Below are 21340 nucleotides of genomic sequence, written 5' to 3'. Positions count from 1 at the left end.
CGATCCGGCGTATCGCGCAGAAAGATCAAAGCCCGTGGACCATGGTCAGGCGCACCGCCGGAGCGTAATGCGACACCAGAAGCACGCTCTCAGGCCGGTCGTGTAAGGCTTGAGCGTCGGCAATGTCTTTTCGACCCGCTGTGGAGGACTGGTGGCGCAGCCGCTCACGCCCGAGACCGAGACCACCCCCGGTGCCGGTGCGCCCGTGCCCCCGGCACAGGACGCGTCCCAGCTCGAGCGGGCGATGTTCGAGGTCAAGCGGGTGATCGTCGGCCAGGACAGGATGGTCGAGCGCATGTTCGTGGCGCTGCTCGCGCGCGGGCACTGCCTGCTCGAGGGCGTGCCCGGCGTGGCCAAGACGCTCGCGGTCGAGACGCTGGCCCGGGTGGTCGGCGGCTCGTTCTCGCGCGTCCAGTTCACCCCCGACCTGGTTCCGGCCGACATCGTCGGCACCCGGATCTACCGTCAATCCAGCGAGAAGTTCGACGTCGAGCTGGGCCCGGTGTTCGTCAACTTCCTGCTCGCCGACGAGATCAACCGGGCCCCGGCCAAGGTGCAGTCGGCCCTGCTCGAGGTCATGGCCGAGCATCAGGTGTCGATCGGCGGGCAGACCCACGAGGTGCCCACGCCGTTCCTGGTCATGGCCACCCAGAACCCGATCGAGCAGGAGGGTGTCTACCCGCTGCCCGAGGCGCAGCGCGACCGCTTCCTCATGAAGATCCTGGTCGGCTATCCCACCGACGCCGAGGAACGCGAGATCGTCTACCGGATGGGCGTGAGCCCCCCCGAACCCAAGACGGTCTTCACCACCGAAGACCTGCTCGGCCTGCAGCGCCGCGCCGACCAGGTGTTCGTGCACAACGCCCTGGTCGACTACACGGTCCGGCTGGTGCTGGCCACCCGCGCCCCGGCTCAGCACGGCATGCCCGACGTGGCCCAGCTGATCCAGTACGGGGCCAGCCCGCGCGCCTCGCTGGGCATCGTCCGCGCGACCCGGGCCCTGGCCCTGTTGCGCGGCCGCGACTACGCGCTGCCGCAGGACGTGCAGGACATCGCGCCCGACATCCTGCGCCACCGCCTGGTGCTCAGCTACGACGCGCTGGCCGACGACATCCCGGCCGACCACATCGTCGCCCGCATCATGCAGAGCGTCCCGCTGCCCTCGGTCGCGGCCCGGCAGGGCACGTCGCCGAACGGAACCCACCCGGTCGCCCCCGGCAGCGACGGGTCGCAGCCCCACGCTCCGCAGTCCGGTGCGGTATGGCCGGCACAGCACTAGGCGGCGAGGCCGGCACGGCCCGGGCCGAGGCCGTCCTCTCCCGGCTCCAGCTGCTGGTCACCCGCAAACTCGACGGGCTGCTCCAGGGCGACTACGCGGGCCTGCTGCCCGGCCCCGGCAGCGAGGCCGGCGAGTCCCGGGAATACCGTCCGGGCGACGACGTGCGCCGCATGGACTGGCCGGTCACGGCCCGCACCACGCTGCCGCACGTGCGCCGCACGGTCGCCGACCGCGAGCTCGAGACGTGGATGGCGATCGACCTGAGCGCCAGCCTCGACTTCGGCACCGCGAAATACCTGAAGAGCGATCTGGTGCTGGCCGCGGCCACGGCGATGGCCCATCTGACCGTACGCGGGGGAAACCGGATCGGCGCGGTCGTCGGCACCGGCTCCGGCGTCGCGAAGTCGCCGGGCCGCTTCCGGCGTCGTACGCCCGAAGCCCCGCCCGCCGCGCCCGTGATCCGCCTGCCCGCCCGGCCCGGGCGCAAGGAGGCCCAGGGTCTGCTGCGGGCGATCGCCGGCACCGAGATCCGGCCCGGCCGCACCGACCTCGGCGCCCTGATCGACCTGCTCAACCGGCCGCCCCGCCGTCGCGGGGTGGCCGTCGTGATCTCCGACTTCATGGCGCCGGTCGACGGCTGGTCCCGGCCCGTCCGCAAGCTCGGCGTCCGGCACGACGTGCTCGCCATCGAGGTCGTCGACCCCCGCGAGCTGGAACTGCCCGACGTCGGTGTGCTCGCCCTGGCCGACCCCGAGACCGGCGAGCTGCACGAGGTGCAGACCGCCGACGCCAAACTGCGACACCGGTACGCCGAAGCGGCGGCCGAGCAGCGCGGCGCCATCGCCGCCGCCCTGCGCGCGGCCGGCGCCGCCCACCTGCGCCTGCGCACCGACACCGACTGGCTGCTGGACATAGTCCGCTTCGTCGCCGCCCAACGACACGCACGCACCCGGGGGACCACCCGATGATCCGATTCCTGGAGCCGTGGTGGCTCCTTGCGCTGCTGCCGGTGCTGGCCCTGGCCGGCCTCTACACGTGGCGGCAGTTCCGCAAACGCACGTACGCGATGCGGTTCACCAACGTCGACCTGCTGCGCACCCTCGCCCCCAAGGGCCTGGGCTGGCGCCGGCACATCTCGGCGGCGGCGTTGCTGCTCTCCCTGCTGACTCTGGGGGCGGCCCTGGCCCGTCCGTCGGTCGACAAGGAACAGCCGCTCGAACGGGCCACGGTGATGCTGGCGATCGACGTGTCGCTCTCGATGGAGGCCGACGACGTGGCCCCCAACCGCATCGAGGCGGCCCAGGAGGCGGCGAAGGCGTTCGTCAACGAACTCCCGCCCACCTACAACCTGGGTCTGGTGTCGTTCGCGAAGGCGGCCAACGTGCTCGTCTCGCCGACCAAGGACAGGTCTGAGGTGATCTCGGCGATCGACGGCCTCACCCTGGCCGAGGCGACCGCCACCGGCGAGGCGGTCTTCACCTCGCTCGACGCGATCCGCTCGGTGCCCGCCGACGGCGCCGCCGGCGCGCCCCCGGCCCGGATCGTGCTGCTGTCGGACGGTTACCGCACGTCGGGCCGCTCGGTCGAGGACGCCGCAACGGCCGCCGCCCAGGCCAACGTGCCGGTGTCGACGATCGCCTTCGGCACCGACGCCGGCGTGGTCGACATCCGCGGCGCCCTGCAGCGGGTGCCGGTCGACCGCTTGTCGTTGCAGCAGCTGGCCGAGAACACGAAGGGCTACTTCTACGAGGCGGCCTCGGTCAGCGAGCTCAAGCAGGTGTACGAGGACATGGGCAGCTCGATCGGGCACCGCGTGGAGCCCCGCGAGGTCACGCAGTGGTACGCCGGGCTGGCGTTGCTGCTGGGTCTGGCGGCGGCCGGTCTGTCGCTGATCTGGACGTCACGGCTGCCCTGACCCGCAGTCAGGGCGTGCTGTGGGCGAGGACGAACAGGACGACCACGTAGACCGCGGCGACCGTGAAGGTCAGGGGTGCGATGAGGTTCTTCATCGGAGGCTTCTTCCGCTGGTGACCGGGCGTTATCAGCGCACGTCACGTCGCGGCCGGCACCCACGCGTCGTCGTCGCGGCGCACACGACTGAACCCCGGGAACGGGGCGATGCGGGGTTGAGAGAGGTCAGCGGTCAGTCACGCTGACGGGCGGCCCGGCCACGACTAGGAGGATCGCTATCTCGCACAGCGATCACCTCCAACAAGTCGTTCGGCGTCAGGACCGCCCGGAACTGTACCCCTTAAGACGCTACTAAGAAACGCGGCCCGGCAAGTCGTGTCGAGGACCACCCGACAGGACGACCCCGGCCACCGCTCGCAACGTGGAACTGCCCGGCACGAGATAGAAATCGTGCCCGGCAACACCGTCGGTGGGCAGGGCGTACGCCCCGAAGCCAGGCGACGTGGGCCGGCGCCCCAGCCCCAGCCCCAGCACCCGAACCTGCGGGATGCGGCGGATCCAGTCGGTCGGGGCGAGCGCCGACCAGACCCGCGCGCCACCGAGCTCGTCGGCCCGGTCGACGCCGATGCCGGGAGCGCCCAGCGTGACGACGTCGGCCACCTCAGGCAGGTCCTTCGCGGCGAGCCCGGCGACGATGGACCCGTAGCTGTGGCCGATCAGGGTGACGTGTTTCCCGGGCAGCAGGTCGCGGACGAACGTGGTGAGGGCGGCGGCGCCGTCGCGAGCGCGGCCTTCGGTGGCGGCGGCCAGGCCGATGCCCTCGGGCGCGTCGTAGCCGAGCCAGGCGATGACGGCGGTGTGCGGGGCGCGCTTGGCGAGCAGGTCGTGCAGGGCCCGGGCCTGGACGCCGGGGGCGCGCCGCGGGACGCCGCCGAGCCCTCGGTCGAAGTCGGCCAGGGTGGTGTCGACGCCGGGGATCAGGACGGCGACGCGGGTGGCGGTGGCGAGATCGCCCAGCACTTCGGCGGCGCGGCCGTCGCCGGCGGGGTCGAAGAACAGGAAGTGGCGCCCTTGGGCCGCCCAGGTGGCGTAGGGGCAGCCGCCGGCGAGCATGTGGGTGGCGGTTTCGCGGTAGGTGGCCACGAGAGTGCTTCTGAAGGTCGCAACCGTGGGCGTGCCTGTGGACAACGCCCGGCTCGATCGCGGCGAAACGGCTGGGCTGCCCACCCTGGGTGGGGCGGCGGCGGGCGCTCCGGCGGCGGCGGTGCGGCGCGCGGGAGCGGGCAGTGTGAGGCTGAGCAGGCTGGTCAGGACCAGGGCGAGCGGCAGGATTCGCATGCCGCGGAGCGTCCGGCTGAAGTGGACCCCGGATCGTCACACCACAGACCGCAATCGTGGGTGCTACCCCGGTACGACGAGCCCGGTTTCGTAGGCGAAGACGACTGCCTGGGCTCGGTCCCGCAGGCCCAGCTTGGCCAGAATGCGTCCGATATGGGTTTTCACGGTCTGTTCGGCCACTACCAGGTCTTCGGCGATCTCCTGGTTGGAGCGGCCGCGCGCGATCAGGCGCAGCACGTCTGTCTCGCGGGGAGTGAGCGCGTTGAGGGCCGCCGGGCGGGGGCGGTCGGCTACGGGGCGGGCGGCGAACTCCGCTATCAGGCGGCGGGTCACGGAGGGCGCCAGCAGGGCCTCGCCGGCGGCCACTATGCGTACGGCGTTGATGAGGTCGGCGGCGGGGGCGTCCTTCAGCAGGAAGCCGCTGGCGCCGGCGCGCAGGGCCGCGTACACGTAGTCGTCCAGGTCGAACGTGGTGAGGATCAAGACCTTGGGGCCGTCGTTGTGGTTCAGGCGGCGGGTTGCTTCCAGGCCGTCCATGACCGGCATGCGTACGTCCATCAGCACCACGTCGGGGCGGAGCTCGCGGGACTGGGTGACGGCGGCCGCGCCGTCCGCGGCATCGCCCACGACCAGCATGTCGTGCTGGGCAGCCAGCAGCGCGCCGAAGCCCTGGCGGACCATCGCCTGGTCGTCGGCGATCAGGATCTTGATCACTGGTTCTCTCCCTTGGGCAGAATCGCCCGTACGACGAAATGGTCGCCGTCGGGGGCGGCGGTCAGCGTGCCGCCCAGCAGCTCGGCCCGCTCGCGCATGCCCTCCAGACCGTGCCCCTTGCTCGCGGTGAGGGCGGATGTCAGCGGGTTGCGCACGGTGACCTCCAACCGGTCGTCGAGGCCGCGAGCATCGACGGTCACCGGGGCGCCGGGCGCGTGCCGCGCCGCGTTGGCCAGGGCCTCCTGGATGATCCGGTACGCCGCGAGCTCCGCCGCCGCCCCACCCAGGGTGGGCAGCCTAGGGGAGCCGTCACCGGAAAGGCTTTCGTTGTCCACAGGGCGTTCGGCATCAGGTGGGATATCCACAGAAGACGACAGCCCGGTTGCGTCGTAGGCGACGTTCACTCCGGCGGCCCGAGCCGTCGCGATCAGGTCTTCGACCTCGGCGAACCCGGGCTGGGGAGCGCGGGGCGCCTCGTCCTGCTCGGCCCGCAGCACCCCCAGCAGCCGCCTCATGTCGGTCAGGGCCTCGCGAGCCGCGTCCGCGATCGTCGCCAGCTCGTCCTTGGCCGGGTCGGACAAATCGCCCACCCGGTAGGGCGCGGTCTCGGCGCGCACGGCGATCATCGACATGTGGTGGGCGACCACGTCGTGCATTTCGCGGGCGATCCGGGTGCGTTCCTCCAGGACGGCGCGTTTGGCCCGCTCCAGCTCCGTCAGCTCGACGCTTTCGGCGAGCAGCGCCTTCGTACGGCGGCGGCGCGACACGATGTCGCCGAGCGCGGCGATCGCGACCAGCAGGATCGCGGCGCCCCAGGCGTTTGCGTACGGGGCGTACACGAAGACCGGGACCAGGCTGAAGGTGGTTGCCCAGATGGTGAGGGCGGCGTCCTCGACCACCGCGAGACGGCCCAGGATCAGCAGGAAGCCGAGGATCTGGACCGGGTTCCAGGGCCACGACTCCTTGAGGCCGGGCTGCAGCGAGCCCAGGAAGAGCATCAGAAAGCCCAGCCGCCAGGCGAGCACCGGGCGACGCAGAGTGACAATGATCGGCAGCACCGAGCCGACCGCGATGATCACGACCCAGATCGGGTCGAGCTGGCGGTTGTCGGTCAGGTAGGCGCCGGTGCCCAGGCCCAGGCCGATCAGGGCCAGCAGGCCGAGCGGCACCAGATAGATCCAGATGCGCGCCCGCGGTGCGGGGCGGGAAGTCTCGCGGGACCAGAACAGGCGGCGTAGCGGCCCCGTGGCATTGCGCCGGGTCACCGGGCCGATAGTCTCCACTCCGGCAGGTTACGGCGCTGCGCACCGCGCCGTCGTGCCCCCGCGGTGCCATCCGGCACCCCCTACCTGGGTATGAGGAGCGAAGGTCGTGGCTCGCACGGTACTGGTGACAGGCGGCAACCGGGGCATCGGCCTCGCCATCGCGCAGGCGTTCGCCAAGCAGGGTGACCGGGTCGCGGTCACGCACCGGGGCAGCGGCGCGCCCGAGGGCCTGTACGGGGTGCAGTGCGACATCACCGACCAGGCTCAGGTCGACGCCGCGTTCACCCAGATCGAGAAGGAGCTCGGCCCGGTCGAGGTGCTGGTGGCCAACGCCGGCATCACCGACGACACGCTGCTGCTGCGCATGAGCGAGGAGCAGTTCGAGCGGGTGATCGACACGAACCTGAAGGGCTCGTTCCGGGTCGCCAAGCGGGCCAGCTCCAAGATGCTGCGCGCCAAGTGGGGCCGGATCATCTTCATCTCGTCGGTTGTCGGGCTGTACGGCGGCCCGGGCCAGGTCAACTACGCCGCGAGCAAGGCCGGTCTGGTCGGCATGGCCCGCAGCATCACCCGTGAGCTGGGCAGCCGCAACATCACGGCGAACGTGGTGGCGCCGGGCTTCATCGACACCGAGATGACCCAGGTGCTGACGGACGACCGGCGGGCCGAGATCATCAAGGCCGTCCCGGCCGGCCGGCTGGCCACCACCGACGAGGTCGCGGCCGCGGTGACGTTCCTGGCCGGGGACTCGGCCGGCTACATCAACGGCGCGGTCATCCCGGTCGACGGCGGCCTCGGTATGGGTCACTGAGAAAACATCTAAGGAGTAACAACCCGTGTCTGGACTGCTGGCCGGCAAGCGGCTGCTCATCACCGGCGTGATCACCGACGCCTCGATCGCCTTCGCGGCGGCGAGGATCGCTCAGGAGAGCGGGGCCAAGGTCGTGCTGACCGGCTTCGGCCGGATGTCGCTGGTCGAGCGGATCGCCAAGCGCCTGCCCGAGCCGCCGCCGGTGATCGAGCTCGACGTCACCGATTCGGAGCACCTGGCCGCGTTGCCCGGCAAGGTGCGGGAGCACGTCGACGGGCTGGACGGGGTGCTGCACTCGATCGCGTTCGGGCCGCAGAGCGTGCTGGGTGGCGAGTTCCTCAACGCGCAGTGGGAGGACGTGTCCAAGGCCCTGCAGGTCTCCACGTACTCGTACCAGTCGCTCGCTGTGGCCTGCCTGCCGCTCATGCAGGCGGGCGGCAGCATCGTGGGCCTGACCTTCGACGCGACCAAGGCGTGGCCGGTCTACGACTGGATGGGCGTGGCCAAGGCGGGCCTGGAGTCGGCCAACCGCTACCTGGCGCTGCACCTGGGCAGCAAGGGCATCCGCAGCAACCTGGTGAGCGCCGGGCCGCTGCGCACGATGGCGGCCAAGTCGATCCCCGGCTTCGAGCAGTTCGAGGACGCGTGGGCCAACCGGGCGCCGCTGGGCTGGGACCTGCACGACACCACGGCCACCGGCAAGGCCATCTGCGCCCTCCTGTCGGACTGGTTCCCGGCCACGACGGGTGAGGTTGTGCACGTCGACGGGGGCTACCACGCGCTGGGTGCGTAGCCCGGTGGAATAGTGGACTGGTGGTCTATGACGCCTTCGTCCTGCTGTCCTTCGGCGGTCCCGAGAAGCCCGATGACGTGATGCCGTTCCTGCGCAACGTGGTGCGCGGGCGTGGAGTTCCGGACGAGCGCCTGGCCGAGGTGGCTGAGCACTACTACCATTTCGGCGGGGTCTCGCCCATCAACCAGCAGTGCCGTGACCTGCTCGCGGCGGTGAGCGCCGAGTTCAGGACGAGCGGCATCGATCTGCCCGCGTACTGGGGCAACCGCAACTGGCAGCCGATGCTGGCCGACACGGTGGCGCAGATGCGCGACGACGGCGTGACCCATGCGCTCGGGTTCGCCACCAGCGCGTACGGCGGGTATTCGTCGTGCAAGCAGTACTGGGAGGACATCGCGAACGCCCGGGCCAAGGTCGGTCCGGGCGCGCCGGTGATCTCGAAGTTGCGCCAGTTCTGGGACCACCCGGGTTTCGTGGGCCCGCACGCGAGCGCCGTGCAGTCCGCCCTGGCGACGCTCGACGAGAGCCGGCGCGAGACGACACGTCTCGTCTTCACGGCGCACTCGATCCCGGAGAGCATGGCGAAGACCGCCGGCCCGACGGGCGGGCGCTACGAGGCCCAGCTGCACGAGACCGCACGCCTCGTCGCGGGCCACGACGACTGGGACCTGGTGTGGCAGAGCCGCTCCGGCCCGCCGCAGGTGCCGTGGCTCGAGCCGGACATCAACGACCACCTCGAAAACCTCAAGGAGCAGGGCGTCACCGACGTCGTGGTCAGCCCCATCGGCTTCGTCTCGGACCACCTCGAGGTGCTCTGGGACCTCGACAACGAGGCCGCCGACACGGCCAAGCGGCTCGGTCTCGGATACGCGCGGGCGGCGACGCCCGGCACCGATCCGCGTTTCGTCACGATGGTGCGTGACCTGGTGCGCGAGCGTACCGAGGGTGCGCCACTGCAGCGGCTCGGTACGCTGCCGGTCTGGGACGACTGCCCGGTCCCGTGCTGCCCACCCCCACAGCGACGAGGAGCATGATGACTGAGCGCAAGGCCGTCGAGAGCTGGCTCACCGACATGGACGGGGTACTCGTCCACGAGGGTGTGCCGGTGCCGGGCGCCCCCGAGTTCGTCAACCGGATGAAGACGTCCGGCAAGCCCTTCCTCATCCTGACCAACAACTCGATCTACACGCCGCGTGACCTGCAGGCCCGGCTCACCCGCATGGGCTTCGACGTGCCCGAGCAGTCCATCTGGACGGCGGCGCTGGCCACCGCGCAGTTCCTGGCCGACCAGCGGCCGGGCGGCACGGCGTACGTCATCGGCGAGGCCGGCCTGACCACGGCCATGCACGCGGCCGGCTACGTGCTGACCGAGTTCGACCCCGACTACGTGGTGCTGGGCGAGACCCGCACGTACAGCTTCGAGGCGATCACCAAGGCGATCCGGCTGATCGACGGCGGCGCCCGCTTCATCTGCACCAATCCCGACGCCACCGGCCCCTCGAACGAAGGCGCGCTGCCCGCCGCCGGCTCGGTGGCCGCCATGATCTCGAAGGCGACCGGCGTCGACCCGTACTTCGTGGGCAAGCCCAATCCGATGATGATGCGCTCGGCCCTCAACACCATCAAGGGCCACAGCGAGAGCACGGCGATGATCGGCGACCGCATGGACACCGACATCCTGTGCGGGCTCGAGGCCGGGCTCGAGACGATCCTCGTGCTGACCGGCATCAGCACGCGTGAGGAGGCGGACCGCTACCCGTTCCGCCCGTCCCGCATCGTCAACTCGGTGGCCGATCTGATCGACGAGATCTGACCGCGATGGGCCACCCCGTGATGTTCGACGAAGAAGATCAACTGCTTCATCGCGTACGGGAGTTGGCGCTGAATTTTCCCGATGCGGCCGAGAAGGTGTCGCACGGGATCCCGGCCTTCTACACGACCAAGGTTTTCGCCTATTACGGCGGCAGCGTCAAGGTCGACGGCGAGTACCGGCGGCACGACCAGTCGCTGCTCGTGCTGCTGGAGCCGGACGAGCGTGCGGCCCTGGTCGACGACCCGCGGTGCTACCTTCCGGCCTACCTGGCGCCGGCGGGCTGGATCGGCATCGACCTGAGCGACGACACCGACTGGAACGAGATCGCCGAGCTGCTCGACGCGAGCTACCGCCGCACGGCGGGTAAGCGCCGAGTGGCCCGGCTCGACGCCGCTACGGGATGAGCCGGTTCAGCAGCGGGAACTCGTCGTAGGTCTGGTTCCAGTCGCCGAAGTGGCCGTCGTCGCGGACGATCTGGGTGCCGCCCAGGCGCTCGAACATGGCCCGGCCCTGGTGCTCGTCGCAGCCGTACGGATCCTGGCGGGAATTGATGAAGTAGAGCTCGCCGGCGTTGGCGCGGATCGTGTCCCAGTCGTAGGCCGCCTGCAGCACGGGCTCGTCGGAATCGTTGGGCCGGGTGCTGTAGCCGGCGACGAGGATGGCCTGGGCGACCCGCACGTGTTCGAGCACGGCCAGCAGCAGCGAGGCGCCGCCGGAGTGGCCGACCAGCACGGTCTGCTCGTCGAAGGTGTGTGCCTTCAGCACCTGCGGCAGTAACTCGGCGACCGGCTCGACGTTGAGTCCGGGGTAATGCGGAACTTCTACGTCGTACGCCCGCTCGGCCAGCCGTGCCGCGAGCCAGGGGTACCAGGCCACGCCCGGGTTGCCGCCGGTGCCGTGAAAGATGATCGCTCTTCGCATCGGAGCATTCTTGCAGGCCCGCGATTTGTCATAGTGTGGGGCGATGTACACCCGTAGGGCGGCGGTCGCGGGCGGGCTGCTGGCGGTGGCTCTGGGCGCCACCGCTGCCGTGGCCGCCACGCGCGCCGATCCCGGCGGGACCCTGACCGCGCGCCGAGTGCCCGCCGCCGTTCAGCCGGTGGCCGCGCCAGTGCCGGTGCCGAAGGCCGCACCCGCCCCGCCCGGACTGCCGAAGATCTCCTACTGGCACGCGGCGCCCGGCCTGGCCCACGACCCGGCCGCCCACTCGGTCGCCGCCCTGGTCGAAGGCCTGCGGCCGCACCGGAAGGTGGCCGTCTACGACGCGCCCGGCGGCAAGCCGAGGGCCTATCTGCCGCGGACCATCAGCGGGCTGCCGGTCACCGCGCCGATCGTCGGCAAGCGGCCGGGCTGGCTGGCGGTGCTGATCCCGTCGATCAACCGGCGCATCGGGTGGGTGCCTTCGTCGTCGGGATCGGTACGGCCGTTGCGCGATCAGCTCGTGGTCGACCTCAGCCGGCGCCGGCTCACCTGGCTGCGCGACTCCCAGCAGCGCGGCCAGTGGAAGGTCGCCGTCGGCTCGTCGCGGACCCCGACCCCGCTGGGCCGCACCTTCGTGATGGGCCGCACCATCACCCACGGTTCCGTGTACGCCGGTCTCGACGCGCTCGTGCTGGGCGCGGTGCCCGACGATCGGGACGCCCTGTCGGCCTCGCTGCGCAACGGGCACACCGCGATCCACGCCTGGCGCGACGAATCCGCCTTCGGCCGCAGCATCTCCAACGGCTGCGTCCGCGTGCCGCCCGACGTCCAGCGCCTGCTGCTGCGTCACCTGCCCGACGGCGTGCCGGTCAGCGTGGTGGAGTGACGGGCGAGGTGCGCAGCCAGGTCGCCTTGGCCGCGGCCCGCTCCTCGTCGGCGCCCGCCGCCCGCAGCAACTCGAGCACGGGCCAGAGCGAGATGGTGCCGGCCTGGCTACCGGCCATCACCTGGTGCAGATAGTCGCCGAGCACGTCCCCGAGCACCAGGCTGTCCCGAGTGAGCTCGCGCAGAGCGGGCAGAGCGTCCGAATGGTCGTCGCCCGGCCCCAGCCCCTCGATCATCGCGGTGACGCGCCCGGCCAGCGTCCGCTGCCCGTCGTCCAGTTCCGGCTTCTGCATCCCGTCACCGTACGGAGGTCACGCCAGCCTGAGTGCTCAGTCACGAGGACTCGGGCCGGCCTGAGTCCTCGGTCACGAGACGATTCGCACGACCGGCGTACGGGGCACCCGTCGCGCATGATCGACAGTTTCCGCGCCCTGCGAGCCGTTCCGTTCCGCTGGTACTTCGGCGGGCAGGTGGCCTCGGCCAGTGGCACCTTCGTGCAGCAGACAGCGATCGGCTGGCTCGTGCTGCAACTGACCGGCTCGGCTTCGGCGCTGGGACTCGTGCTCGCGGCCGGTGGCGTGCCGTCGCTGCTGTTCGGCCCGTGGGGCGGGACCGTCGCCGATCGCTTCGACCTGCGCAAGCTGATCCTCGTCACGCAGGCCACGTACGGCGTGCTGGCGCTGGGCCTGTGGCTGGCCGCAGCGTCCGGGCGGGCCGGCGTGCCGCTGATCGTCGCGGTCAGCGTGGCCGGCGGCATCATCGGGATCGTCGACTCGCCGGCCCGGCAGGCGTTCGTCAGCTCGCTCGTCCCACCGGCCGACCTGGCCAGCGCGGTCAGCCTCAACGGCGTCGTGATGAACAGCGCCCGCGTGGTCGGCCCGGCCCTGGCCGGCGTGCTGATCGTCGCGGTCGGGACGACGCCGTGCTTCGCCGTGAACGCCTTCTCCTACCTGGCTGTCATCGTCGCGCTGCTCGCCATCCGGCCGCTCGCCACGGCACGCCGCGCGGTCTCGCACAGCGGAGTGGCCGACGCGATCCGCTACGCCCGCACCCGCCAGCAGGTCTGGCTGCCGCTCGTGATGATGGGCTTCGTCGGCGTGCTCGCGTTCAACTTCGCGGTCGTGCTCCCCGTGCTGGCGAAGCAGACGTTCCACGGCGACGGCGGCACCTACGGGCTGCTCTCCACGATGCTCAGCGTCGGCGCGATCCTGGGCTCCCTCGCGGTCGGCCTCATCAAACACCCCCGGCGTACGTACCTGGTCTTCACCGCTTTCGCCTTCGCGGCCGGCATGGCCCTGACGGCGATAGCCCCCGACGTGCCCGTCGCCGCCGTCACCCTGCTGCTGACCGGCGCGGCCGCCTTCGGCTTCGCCACCCTGGCCTCCACAGCGATCCAGCTGCACGCGGCGCCCGAGTACAGGGGCCGCATCCTGGCCCTGTGGGTCTTCGTCTACCTGGGCACCACCCCGATCGGCAGCGTGCTGAGCGGCTGGGTCAGCGCCCAGGGCGGCCCCCGTCTCGCCCTGCTCATCGGCGCCGCCGCCTGCCTGGTGGCCGCGCTCATCGCGACGCGCGTGCACACCCCGCCCCACATCGACGAGTTGCAGGCTCAGGAGTCGCGCAAGCCCACCGAGTCGAAGTCCCAGAACGTCGCAGAATAGACGAGTGTGCCGGTCATCCACGCCTCGTAGGCGCTCAGCGGATAAACCTGGAACGCCGCATCCGGAATCCGCAGCGACGGCTTCCGGAACCCGAGCTCGCCGCCCGCCCGGAACCCCGACTTCGAGTAGTACGCCGGGTCGCCCTCGAGAAAGACCAGCGGCACCCGCTGTTCGTCGGCGATTTCGAGGCCGCGCTTGATGAGCGCACGCCCGACACCCTGTCGCTGATACTCGGGCAGGACCGCAAGCGGGCTGAGCACCCACACATCAACCAGCCGGGGCGGCGCGTCGAGCAGGCTGCGCGTGAACATCACATTGCCGGCAACCCGACCGTCCACCTCGGCCACCAACGACAGCAACGCCGGGTCGTCCTGCTTGAGCGCCCGAACCAGCTCAGCAATCTTGTCCCCGTCATCGCCGAACGCCACCCGATGCACCTCAGCGACGTCGTCCCCGCCCCGCTCCACCCGAATCTCCATGGCGCTGCAGGTTAGTGGCCGGGGAGGCTCCGCGTCCTCGATTTAGGCTCACGGCGTGACAAGTGAAGTGATTGCCGCCGCCTGGGTCCACGTCCGCGAACGCCGGGTCCTGGTGGTGCGGCCGGACGGTCTGGACGCCTTCTATCTGCCCGGCGGCAAACCCGAGCCGTCCGAGTCGTACGCCGAGGCTGCAGCCCGCGAGACCCGCGAAGAGGTAGGCCTCGTCGTCGACCCGGCCGATCTCACCCTGTTCACCGAGATCGTGGCGCCGGCCCACAACCGTCCACCCGGCACGACCGTACGGCTGATCTGTTTCACCGGTGGCAAACCCGACGAACGGCCGGTGGCCGCGAACGAGATCGCCGAGCTGGCCTGGTTCACGTCGGCCGACGCCGCCCGGTGCGCCCCCGCGATCCGGCTGCTGCTGGGCGAACTGGTCGCCGCCGGCCTGATCAGCTGAAGAACCGGGCTGCCACGGCGGTGTGCAGGCTGAAGCCGAGTTCGGCCGGGCCGTTCAGCACCTCCCAGCCGTACGTCTCGGCGTTGGCCTCGGGGGCCGGCATCTCGTCGACGGAAGCGAGCGGCGGGAACAGGGCGAATACCAGCAGTGTGCTGTCCGGGGCGCTGATGACGTCGTACAGCGTCGCCGTCGACGGGTCGACCGTCAGGCCGGTTTCCTCGCGCAGTTCGCGGGCCGCGCCGTCCTGCCAGGACTCGCCGTAGTCGATGAAGCCGCCGGGCAGGGCCAGCCGGTCGAGGGCGGGTGGGATCGCCCGGCGTACCACCAGCAGGCCGGCGCCGATCGGCTGGACGGCGACCGCGACAGGGGTGGGATTGCGGTATGTCGTTTCGGCGCAGGCTGTGCAGCGGCGCGGCCACGGCTGGCCGGGGACGAAGCGTGCGCCGCAGAAGGTGCAGTGCTTGATGCGGTCAGGCATGCAGGGGGGAGTTGCACGCGGCGACCAGGGCCTGGCGGCACGCGTCGAGCAGCGGGCGCAGGGCGGCGTCGCGTTGCTGGGCCTCGTAGCCGTTGATGGCTCCGCCGGGCGCGTTCGTCTCGGCCAGGGCGAGCACCTGGTCGAGGATCGACGCCCGGGCGAACAGGCGGCGGGCGCGCGGGTCGAAGCCGGGCGGCAGCGTGGCCGTGCTTTCGGGGCGCCGCAACGCCTGCAGGGCGCCGGCCAGCTCGGGCTTCCACTGCGCCACGTCGAGCTTGGTCAGCTGGCTGGTCGCCTCGCTCAGGGCCAGGGTCAGCTCGCCCTCGGCCTCGGCCGCGCCCATCTGGAAGACCGGGCGGTAGTTTTCCACCGGGAACCAGCGCCACAGCACCGTTTCGAACTCGACGCCGGAGCCGGAGACGTGGCGCCGCACCTCGGGCACCACACCGAACGACGGCGTCATCACGGCCTCGCCGGCCAGCATGGCCGCGCCGGTGAGCGGGCCGGGGCCGGGCAGGCCGCGCGGGTCGCCGGGGGCGGGCAGCACGAGCCGGATGTCGTCGGGGTGCACCTTGGCGAAGGCCGGCAGGCCCTGCGGCAGCGGCACGTCGGTCCACGTGCCGGGCACGTCGGCGACCAGGTGTTCCTCGTCGCGGGCGATCTCGTCGGCCAGCTCGTCGAAGGGGGCGAGCCCGGCGCGCCAGGCGCGCACCCAGGTCACGAACCGGGTGGAGCGCCGCGCGACGCGGGTGGCCGCATCTGCTGCGGGGGACATGCGAGCAAGGGTACGTGCCGGTTGGGAACCTTGTCTCGGCCGGAGAGTCAGAAACGCCGTGTCCCAACGCACGGGTTACGGTGCCTTGCATGTATGGGGAGGACGTGCTCAAAGGGGAGTGGCGGCGGCGCCGGGTCGTGCCCGAGGTGGACGCCGAACGCGACCTGGTCGTGGAGGACGCGGATTCCGGGTTCTGCGGGGCGGTCATCGGGTTCGAGCTGGGCGCGGTCGTGCTCGAGGACAGGCACGGCAAGCGGCGCAACTTCCCGCTGGCGCCGGCCGCGTTCCTGCTCGACGGGCAGACGGTGACGCTGCGGCGGCCGTCGGCGGCGCCCGCGCAGGCTCAGCGGAAGGTGACGGCCTCGGGGTCGATCGCCGTCGACAACGTGCGGGCGCAGGTGGCCAAGGCGAGTCGCATCTGGGTCGAGGGCATCCACGACGCCGCGCTGGTCGAGCGGATCTGGGGTGACGACCTGCGGATCGAGGGCATCGTGGTCGAGCCGCTGGACGGGATCGACGACCTGGCCGGCGCGGTGCGGGGGTTCCGCCCCGGGCCGCAGCGACGGTTGGGCGTACTCGTGGACCATCTCGTCCCCGGCAGCAAGGAGAGCCGGATCGTGGCCGCCGTGACCGATCCCGACGTGCTGGTCACCGGTCACCCGTACGTCGACATCTGGCAGGCCGTGAAGCCGGAGCGGGTGGGACTGCAGAAGTGGCCGGTGATCCCGCCCGGGCGTCCCTGGAAGGAGGGCATCTGCGCGGCGGTGGGCGTACGGGAACCGGCCGACATGTGGCGGCGGATCCTGTCCTCGGTGAGCAGCTACAAGGACGTCGAGACGCCGTTGATCAACTCGATGGAGCGGCTGATCGATTTCGTCACTGTGCCATGACCTGGCCCAGGCGCCGGGCGGCCTCGGCCAGCCGGTCGGGCGGGTTGGCGGCGTAGCCGAGCACCAGGCCGGGCGGGCCCGGGGTCATGCGGTGCCACGACAGCGGGTGGACGAGGATGCCGTGCTTCGCCGCCCGCTCGGCCGTCCGCGTGTCCGGCTCGTCGCCGTCCAGCATGATCAGCAGATGCAGACCGGCCGCCACCCCGGTCACCCGGGCCCGCGGCAGGTGGACGCGCAGGGCGGCCAGGAGCGCGTCACGGCGGCGGCGCTGGCGGTTGCGGACGTTGCGCAGGTGCCGCTCGTAGTCGCCGGTCGCGAGCAGCCGGGCCAGCACCAGCTGCGGCAGCGCGGGGTTGCCGAGGTCGCTGTCGTGCTTCGCGGTGAGCAGGGCGGGCTGCATCCGCCGGGGCGCGATCAGCCAGCCCAGGCGCATCCCGGGCGCGAGCGATTTCGAGACACTTCCCGCGTACGCGACCTGGTCCGGCGCCGAGCCCTGAAGCGCGGCCACGGGGGCGCGGTCGTAGCGGTGCTCGGCGTCGTAGTCGTCCTCGATGATCGTGCCGCCGGCCGCGGCCCAGGTCAGCAGGGCGCGGCGGCGGGCCGGGCCGAGCACGACCCCGGTCGGGAACTGGTGGGCCGGCGTGATGACGACCGCGGCCTGGGTGAGCGCGTCCACGACCAGGCCCTCGGCGTCGACCGGGACCGGCTCCGGCCGTACGCCCCAGTGCGCGAGCTGGTCCCGCGCCCCGCGTGACCCCGGATCCTCGACGGCGACGGTTCGCGTCTCGAGCGTCTGCGCGAGCAGCGCCAGCGCCTGGGCGACGCCGTTGACCACGATCACGTCGTCGGGCTCGGCCCGGACGCCGCGGGTGCGGGCCAGCCAGCCGGCCAGTTCGGCCCGCAGGCGCGGGGTGCCGCCCGGGTCGCCGTACCCCAGATCGGCCGCGGTGATCTCGTCGAGAACCGCCCGTTCGGCCCGCAGCCAGGCCGTGCGGGGGAAAGCAGCGAGATCGGGAACGCCGGGGGAGAGGTCGACATCGATGCCGTCGGCCGGCGGCAGGGGCAGGCGCAACGTGTCGAGCGAGCGGCGGCGGTCGGACGGGGCGTCGCGGACGTGCGGATGCGCCACGATCGTCGTGCCGGCGCCGGTGCGGGCCTGCGCGAGCCCTTCGTCGATGAGCCGCTGGTAGGCGTCGACGACCACGCCGCGCGAGATCCGCAGCTCGGACGCCAGCAGGCGGGTGGCGGGCAGCCGGGTCCCCGGCGCGAGGCGGCCGTGCGACACCGCCAGCCGGAGCCCGTCGGCCAGCCAGGTGGTCAGGCCCTTGGCCGGCGCCTCCTCCGGCCGCAGCTGCAGGAAGTCCGATCCGGAAATTGGTCCCCCTCGGTCGCCATGGATTGGTCCTTCAACTCGGACCATATCCCGGCCAGCATCGTTGGTGTGAAGACAAATCTCCTGCCCGCGCTGGCCGGGGCGACCGGTATGGCCTTCGTCGGCGGCAGCGTGGCGGTCTCCGGCTTCCTGGCCGACGCGCCGTCCCTGACCGTCCAATCCCTGCGGTACGCGGTGGCGTGCCTGCTGCTCATGCTGTACGCCCGCCTCGTCGGCAAACGGGTCGTGCGCCCGCGCGGGGCGGAGTGGCTGTGGCTCGCCGGCGTCGTCGCGACCGGCATGATCGTCTTCAACGTGGCCCTGGTGCAGGGTTCGAAGCACGCCGAGCCGGCCGTCCTCGGTGTCGCCGTGGCCTGCGTGCCGCTGCTGCTGGCCGTGGCCGGGCCGCTGCTCGAAGGACAGACCCCGGCCCGCCGCCTGATTGTCGCCGCGCTGGTGGTCACGGCCGGCGCCGCGCTCGTGCAGGGCTTCGGCCGCACCGACGGCATCGGGCTGCTGTGGGCGCTGGTCACGTTCGCCTGCGAGGCCGGCTTCACCCTGCTGGCCGTCCCGGTGCTGGGACGCCACGGCCCGCTGGGCGTCTCGGCGCACTCGACGTGGATGGCCGCCGTGGCGTTCGGCCTCGGCGGGCTCTTCGGCGAGGGACCGACGGCGGCGCTCCGGCTGCGGCTCGACGACGTGCTGGCCGGCGTCTACCTGGCCGTCGCGGTCACGGCGGTGGCGTTCGTTCTCTGGTACACGTGCGTCCAGCGACTGGGCTCGGCCCGGGCCGGCCTGCTGACCGGCATCGCCCCCGTCTCGGCCGCCGCTGTGGGCGTGGCCGTCGGCGGCCCGATGCCCGGCCTCGCGGTCTGGCTGGGCATCGGGGTCGTCGCCGCCGGGCTGGCGCTGGGCTTCCGTCCCGGACGGAGCACGGCTCAGCCGCCGGTGGCGCCCGCCGGTGACGTGGTGATGGCGGCCGAGCGTGTGGTCACCGCCGCGGGAACCGCCGCGGCCAAGGCGTAGGTGAGCCCGGCCGCGCAGGCCAGCGCCGCCTACGCCGGGCCCCACGCCCGGGAGTCGGGCAGGCTCAGCGCGGACACCCCGAGGTAGAGGGCGGGCGCCTCCGGGTTCCTGCTCAAGGACAGCCCGCGTGCGTCGATGCTGGCCGCGGTCCGGGCGGTGGGCCCTGCACGTCTCCGAGGCCACAGTGAAGACCCACGTCGCTCATCTGATGGAGAAGCTGGGCGCGCGGGACCGGGTGCACCTCGTGCTGATCGCCCATGGCCGGGCCGGGGTGGACGCCGGCCGGGCGCCGAGGCGGCTCAGGCGAGGTGCGCCGGGTCGCGGCTGAAGACGAACGTGGCGATGTCGATCGCGGTGACGCGGGCTTCGTCGTCGCGGAGGATCTGCAGGACTTCTCCCTCGTTGTCGCCGTCGACGCCGCGCCAGCGGTCCGGGGCCTCGCGGGTGAAGCGTGAGCGGTGGTTGGGGCCGGTCATGACCAGCGCGTCGCCGTCGGTGGTGACCTCGAACTCGCGGCCCATCCACCACCAGCGGCCGACCAGCGCGGCTGCCTCGCCGGTGGGCGGGGTGGGCGGCAGCCACGGCGGGCGGGCGACGGGCTCGGCTTCGACGGCCGCCGTCAGCGCCGCGAGGGCCACGTCCTTGATGGTGGTGCCGGAGAGGCCGTACGAGTTGGCGAAGGCGACCACACCGAGGCGGCTGCGGCGGTGGACGGCGAACTGGGCCACGTACCCGGGCATCGAACCGCCGTGGCCGGCGAACACGCGCTCGCCGACCCGGTAGAGCTGCGGCCCGAGGCCGTGGCCGCCGGTCCACGACTCGAGGTCGCTGATCGCCACCGGGGCGCACATCTCGTCGACCGTCTCGCGGGCCAGGACCGCCGGCGCCGGGTCGGTCCAGAACGCGGCCCACTTGGCCATGTCGGTCAGCGTCGACCAGAGCTGGCCGGCCGGAGCCATCGCCCCCGAGTCCAGGCGGGGCTCCTCGTGCAGCGAACGGTCCAGCTCATGCACCACATAGCCCCGGGCGAACGGCTCCACCGGCGAGTACGTCGTCCGCTTCATCCCGAGCGGGTCGAGCACACGCTTGCCGGCCAGGGCCTGCCAGCTCTCGCCGGTGACCTTCTCGAGCACGGCGCCCAGCAGGCCGTACGCCAGATTCGAATAGCGGTAACGGCGGAACGGCGGCCCCGCGACCTTGTCGTAGCCGAGGTCGGCCAGCAGCTGGTCGACGTCGCCGCCGGCGTGCCGCTCCCACCAGGCGCCGTCCGGCTCGCGCTGCAGGCCCGACACGTGGCCCAGCAGCTGGCGCAGCGTGACGCCGCCGATCGGGGTGCCGGGCAGATGCCGGTAGAGCAGGTCGTCGAGGGCGAAGAAGCCCTCGTCGCGCAGCTGCATGACCAGCGTGGCGGTGATCGTCTTGGTGATCGAACCCAGGCGGTACTGCGTCTTCGCGTCCGGGCGCGGATGCTCGCCGGTGAAGACCTGGTGCAGCACGGCGCGGTCGCGCACGACAGCCAGGACGAGCGACGGCGTACGCCCCTCGGCCTGGGCGCGCACGGCGATCTCCTCGACCCGTCGGCCGGTCTCCGGCAGCAGTGACACGGTGGACCCTCTCGATGTGTGACTCGTGGGTATAACTCCGCGCGGCCGATATGGCTACGCCGCCCGGCGGCCCGGATTGGATGGCAGTTCGATGACATTTTCCGCGAGGGAGCACGCAGCGTCGCCGGACGTGCGCGGACGTGTCACGATCGATGTGTGGAAGCTGTCCTGTGGATCGTGCTCGGCATCGCTTTGGCGATCGCCGAGGCTTTCACGGCCACTTTTCTGATCATCTTTTTCGGGGTCGGGGCTCTGGCCGCGGCTGGCGCGGCCGCGCTCGGCGCACCCTTCCTCCTCCAGATCATCGTGTTCGTGACCGTGTCCGGCTTGTCGGTGGCCACCCTGCGCCCGATCGTCAAGCGGCACGCCAGGCCTGCGATCGAGACAGGCGAAACCCCGTTCGGGGTCGAGGCGATCGAAGGCACGCACGCCACCGTCCTGGAGGAGATCGACGGCGCACACGGCATGGTCAAGATCGACGGCGAGCACTGGCAGGCCCGCTCGTTCGATGGCCAAGAGAAGTACCTTCCCGGCGAACGCGTCCGGGTCATCAAGGTCGACGGCGGCACGGTGATCGTGTGGCGCGACGATCTGCCCAACATATAGAGAGGTGCCATGGAAGCTGTAATCGGCGTCCTCGTACTGGTGGTCGCGCTGTTCGCGATCGTCACGCTGGTCAAGTCCGTTCGCATCGTTCCACAGCAGCGCATGGACGTTGTGGAGCGCCTGGGTAAGTACAAGCGCACCCTTAGCCCCGGCCTGAACCTGCTGGTGCCGTTCGTCGACGCGGTGCGCAGCAAGGTCGACATGCGCGAGCAGGTCGTCTCGTTCCCGCCGCAGCCGGTGATCACCTCCGACAACCTGG

The 21340-nt window shown here is 71.6% G+C and carries 26 protein-coding genes; 16 read left to right on the top strand and 10 right to left on the bottom strand.

Annotation, left to right across the window (positions count from 1 at the left end; genetic code table 11):
• Window positions 1-151: 151 nt before the first annotated feature.
• From KXC43_RS41440 to KXC43_RS41430, 3 genes are read left to right on the top strand one after another with little or no spacing between them, the layout of a single operon-like run.
• A complete protein-coding gene (locus tag KXC43_RS41440; RefSeq protein ID WP_221381746.1) occupies window positions 152-1279 on the top strand; it encodes an AAA family ATPase in 1128 nt (375 codons plus the stop codon).
• A complete protein-coding gene (locus tag KXC43_RS41435; protein WP_221381745.1) occupies window positions 1261-2247 on the top strand; it encodes a DUF58 domain-containing protein in 987 nt (328 codons plus the stop codon). Before KXC43_RS41440 ends, KXC43_RS41435 begins: the two co-directional genes overlap by 19 nt.
• Window positions 2244-3194, top strand: a complete 951-nt coding sequence (locus KXC43_RS41430; protein ID WP_221381744.1) for a VWA domain-containing protein — start codon at window positions 2244-2246, stop codon at window positions 3192-3194. The genes KXC43_RS41435 and KXC43_RS41430 overlap by 4 nt, the downstream gene beginning before the upstream one ends.
• A 347-nt stretch (window positions 3195-3541) precedes the next feature.
• Here the strand turns inward: KXC43_RS41430 and KXC43_RS41425 are convergent, their stop codons facing one another.
• The 3 genes from KXC43_RS41425 to KXC43_RS41415 form a co-directional block, all read right to left on the bottom strand.
• The gene (locus tag KXC43_RS41425) at window positions 3542-4528 is read right to left on the bottom strand and encodes an alpha/beta fold hydrolase (RefSeq protein ID WP_255645712.1); all 987 of its coding nucleotides are present in this window, start codon (window positions 4526-4528) and stop codon (window positions 3542-3544) included.
• 63 nt (window positions 4529-4591) lie between these two features.
• Window positions 4592-5242 (bottom strand): response regulator, encoded by a 651-nt coding sequence (locus tag KXC43_RS41420; protein ID WP_221381743.1) that lies wholly within the window; start codon window positions 5240-5242, stop codon window positions 4592-4594.
• Window positions 5239-6525, bottom strand: a complete 1287-nt coding sequence (locus KXC43_RS41415) for a sensor histidine kinase (RefSeq protein ID WP_308129496.1) — start codon at window positions 6523-6525, stop codon at window positions 5239-5241. Before KXC43_RS41415 ends, KXC43_RS41420 begins: the two co-directional genes overlap by 4 nt.
• An 88-nt stretch (window positions 6526-6613) precedes the next feature.
• Here KXC43_RS41415 and KXC43_RS41410 point away from each other — a divergent pair, with 88 nt between their 5' ends.
• From KXC43_RS41410 to KXC43_RS41390, 5 genes are read left to right on the top strand one after another with little or no spacing between them, the layout of a single operon-like run.
• On the top strand, window positions 6614-7318 hold the full coding sequence (locus KXC43_RS41410; RefSeq protein WP_221381742.1) for a beta-ketoacyl-ACP reductase: 705 nt from the start codon (window positions 6614-6616) through the stop codon (window positions 7316-7318).
• Between the two features lie 25 nt (window positions 7319-7343).
• Window positions 7344-8111: an enoyl-ACP reductase FabI gene (fabI, locus tag KXC43_RS41405; protein WP_221381741.1), complete on the top strand. Its 768-nt coding sequence runs from the start codon at window positions 7344-7346 to the stop codon at window positions 8109-8111.
• 20 nt (window positions 8112-8131) lie between these two features.
• A complete protein-coding gene (locus KXC43_RS41400) occupies window positions 8132-9145 on the top strand; it encodes a ferrochelatase (protein WP_221381740.1) in 1014 nt (337 codons plus the stop codon).
• Window positions 9145-9924, top strand: coding sequence for an HAD-IIA family hydrolase (locus KXC43_RS41395; protein ID WP_221381739.1), 780 nt, complete (start codon window positions 9145-9147; stop codon window positions 9922-9924). Before KXC43_RS41400 ends, KXC43_RS41395 begins: the two co-directional genes overlap by 1 nt.
• Before the next feature lie 5 nt (window positions 9925-9929).
• Window positions 9930-10328, top strand: coding sequence for an MmcQ/YjbR family DNA-binding protein (locus tag KXC43_RS41390; protein WP_221381738.1), 399 nt, complete (start codon window positions 9930-9932; stop codon window positions 10326-10328).
• On the opposite strand, the gene KXC43_RS41385 is transcribed toward KXC43_RS41390, so the two are convergent.
• Window positions 10318-10845: an RBBP9/YdeN family alpha/beta hydrolase gene (locus tag KXC43_RS41385; RefSeq protein WP_221381737.1), complete on the bottom strand. Its 528-nt coding sequence runs from the start codon at window positions 10843-10845 to the stop codon at window positions 10318-10320. The two genes, KXC43_RS41390 and KXC43_RS41385, sit on opposite strands and share 11 nt — an antisense overlap.
• Before the next feature lie 43 nt (window positions 10846-10888).
• Here KXC43_RS41385 and KXC43_RS41380 point away from each other — a divergent pair, with 43 nt between their 5' ends.
• Window positions 10889-11731, top strand: a complete 843-nt coding sequence (locus KXC43_RS41380) for a L,D-transpeptidase (RefSeq protein ID WP_221381736.1) — start codon at window positions 10889-10891, stop codon at window positions 11729-11731.
• Here KXC43_RS41380 and KXC43_RS41375 read toward each other — a convergent pair.
• The gene (locus tag KXC43_RS41375; RefSeq protein ID WP_221381735.1) at window positions 11715-12023 is read right to left on the bottom strand and encodes a hypothetical protein; all 309 of its coding nucleotides are present in this window, start codon (window positions 12021-12023) and stop codon (window positions 11715-11717) included. The genes KXC43_RS41380 and KXC43_RS41375 overlap by 17 nt on opposite strands.
• Window positions 12024-12140: 117 nt before the next feature.
• Between KXC43_RS41375 and KXC43_RS41370 the strand changes: the two genes are divergently transcribed.
• Window positions 12141-13391 carry an MFS transporter gene (locus tag KXC43_RS41370; protein ID WP_221381734.1) on the top strand — a complete coding sequence of 417 codons (1251 nt, stop codon included), beginning with the start codon at window positions 12141-12143 and terminating at the stop codon, window positions 13389-13391.
• Here KXC43_RS41370 and KXC43_RS41365 read toward each other — a convergent pair.
• Window positions 13340-13870 carry a GNAT family N-acetyltransferase gene (locus KXC43_RS41365; protein WP_221381733.1) on the bottom strand — a complete coding sequence of 177 codons (531 nt, stop codon included), beginning with the start codon at window positions 13868-13870 and terminating at the stop codon, window positions 13340-13342. The two genes, KXC43_RS41370 and KXC43_RS41365, sit on opposite strands and share 52 nt — an antisense overlap.
• Window positions 13871-13925: 55 nt before the next feature.
• On the opposite strand from KXC43_RS41365, the gene KXC43_RS41360 reads away from it, so the two are divergent.
• Window positions 13926-14330 carry an NUDIX hydrolase gene (locus KXC43_RS41360; RefSeq protein WP_221381732.1) on the top strand — a complete coding sequence of 135 codons (405 nt, stop codon included), beginning with the start codon at window positions 13926-13928 and terminating at the stop codon, window positions 14328-14330.
• Here the strand turns inward: KXC43_RS41360 and KXC43_RS41355 are convergent.
• Both KXC43_RS41355 and KXC43_RS41350 read right to left on the bottom strand, forming a co-directional pair.
• Entirely contained in the window at window positions 14323-14808 is a 486-nt protein-coding gene (locus KXC43_RS41355; protein ID WP_221381731.1) for an NUDIX domain-containing protein, read from the bottom strand. The two genes, KXC43_RS41360 and KXC43_RS41355, sit on opposite strands and share 8 nt — an antisense overlap.
• The gene (locus tag KXC43_RS41350) at window positions 14801-15583 is read right to left on the bottom strand and encodes an Rv1486c family protein (RefSeq protein ID WP_221381730.1); all 783 of its coding nucleotides are present in this window, start codon (window positions 15581-15583) and stop codon (window positions 14801-14803) included. The genes KXC43_RS41355 and KXC43_RS41350 overlap by 8 nt, the downstream gene beginning before the upstream one ends.
• 89 nt (window positions 15584-15672) lie before the next feature.
• On the opposite strand from KXC43_RS41350, the gene KXC43_RS41345 reads away from it, so the two are divergent.
• Window positions 15673-16473: a DUF3097 domain-containing protein gene (locus tag KXC43_RS41345; protein WP_221381729.1), complete on the top strand. Its 801-nt coding sequence runs from the start codon at window positions 15673-15675 to the stop codon at window positions 16471-16473.
• On the opposite strand, the gene pdxR is transcribed toward KXC43_RS41345, so the two are convergent.
• On the bottom strand, window positions 16460-17893 hold the full coding sequence (pdxR, locus tag KXC43_RS41340; RefSeq protein WP_221381728.1) for a MocR-like pyridoxine biosynthesis transcription factor PdxR: 1434 nt from the start codon (window positions 17891-17893) through the stop codon (window positions 16460-16462). The genes KXC43_RS41345 and pdxR overlap by 14 nt on opposite strands.
• Window positions 17894-17914: 21 nt before the next feature.
• Between pdxR and KXC43_RS41335 the strand changes: the two genes are divergently transcribed.
• Entirely contained in the window at window positions 17915-18871 is a 957-nt protein-coding gene (locus KXC43_RS41335) for a DMT family transporter (RefSeq protein WP_308129495.1), read from the top strand.
• A 127-nt stretch (window positions 18872-18998) separates the two neighbouring features.
• On the top strand, window positions 18999-19199 hold the full coding sequence (locus KXC43_RS41330) for a LuxR C-terminal-related transcriptional regulator (RefSeq protein ID WP_221381726.1): 201 nt from the start codon (window positions 18999-19001) through the stop codon (window positions 19197-19199).
• On the opposite strand, the gene KXC43_RS41325 is transcribed toward KXC43_RS41330, so the two are convergent.
• On the bottom strand, window positions 19171-20475 hold the full coding sequence (locus KXC43_RS41325) for a serine hydrolase domain-containing protein (protein WP_221381725.1): 1305 nt from the start codon (window positions 20473-20475) through the stop codon (window positions 19171-19173). The two genes, KXC43_RS41330 and KXC43_RS41325, sit on opposite strands and share 29 nt — an antisense overlap.
• A 156-nt stretch (window positions 20476-20631) precedes the next feature.
• Here KXC43_RS41325 and KXC43_RS41320 point away from each other — a divergent pair, with 156 nt between their 5' ends.
• Window positions 20632-21081 carry an NfeD family protein gene (locus KXC43_RS41320; protein ID WP_221381724.1) on the top strand — a complete coding sequence of 150 codons (450 nt, stop codon included), beginning with the start codon at window positions 20632-20634 and terminating at the stop codon, window positions 21079-21081.
• A 9-nt stretch (window positions 21082-21090) separates the two neighbouring features.
• A partial coding sequence (locus KXC43_RS41315; RefSeq protein ID WP_255645711.1) for an SPFH domain-containing protein occupies window positions 21091-21340 on the top strand: 250 nt, incomplete at its 3' end.

The sequence above is a fragment of the Paractinoplanes polyasparticus genome, from assembly GCF_019710575.1.
GTDB classification, from domain to species: domain Bacteria; phylum Actinomycetota; class Actinomycetes; order Mycobacteriales; family Micromonosporaceae; genus Actinoplanes; species Actinoplanes polyasparticus.
Note: the sequence above shows the minus strand (reverse complement) of the source record. Positions and strands in the feature narration are given on the sequence as shown.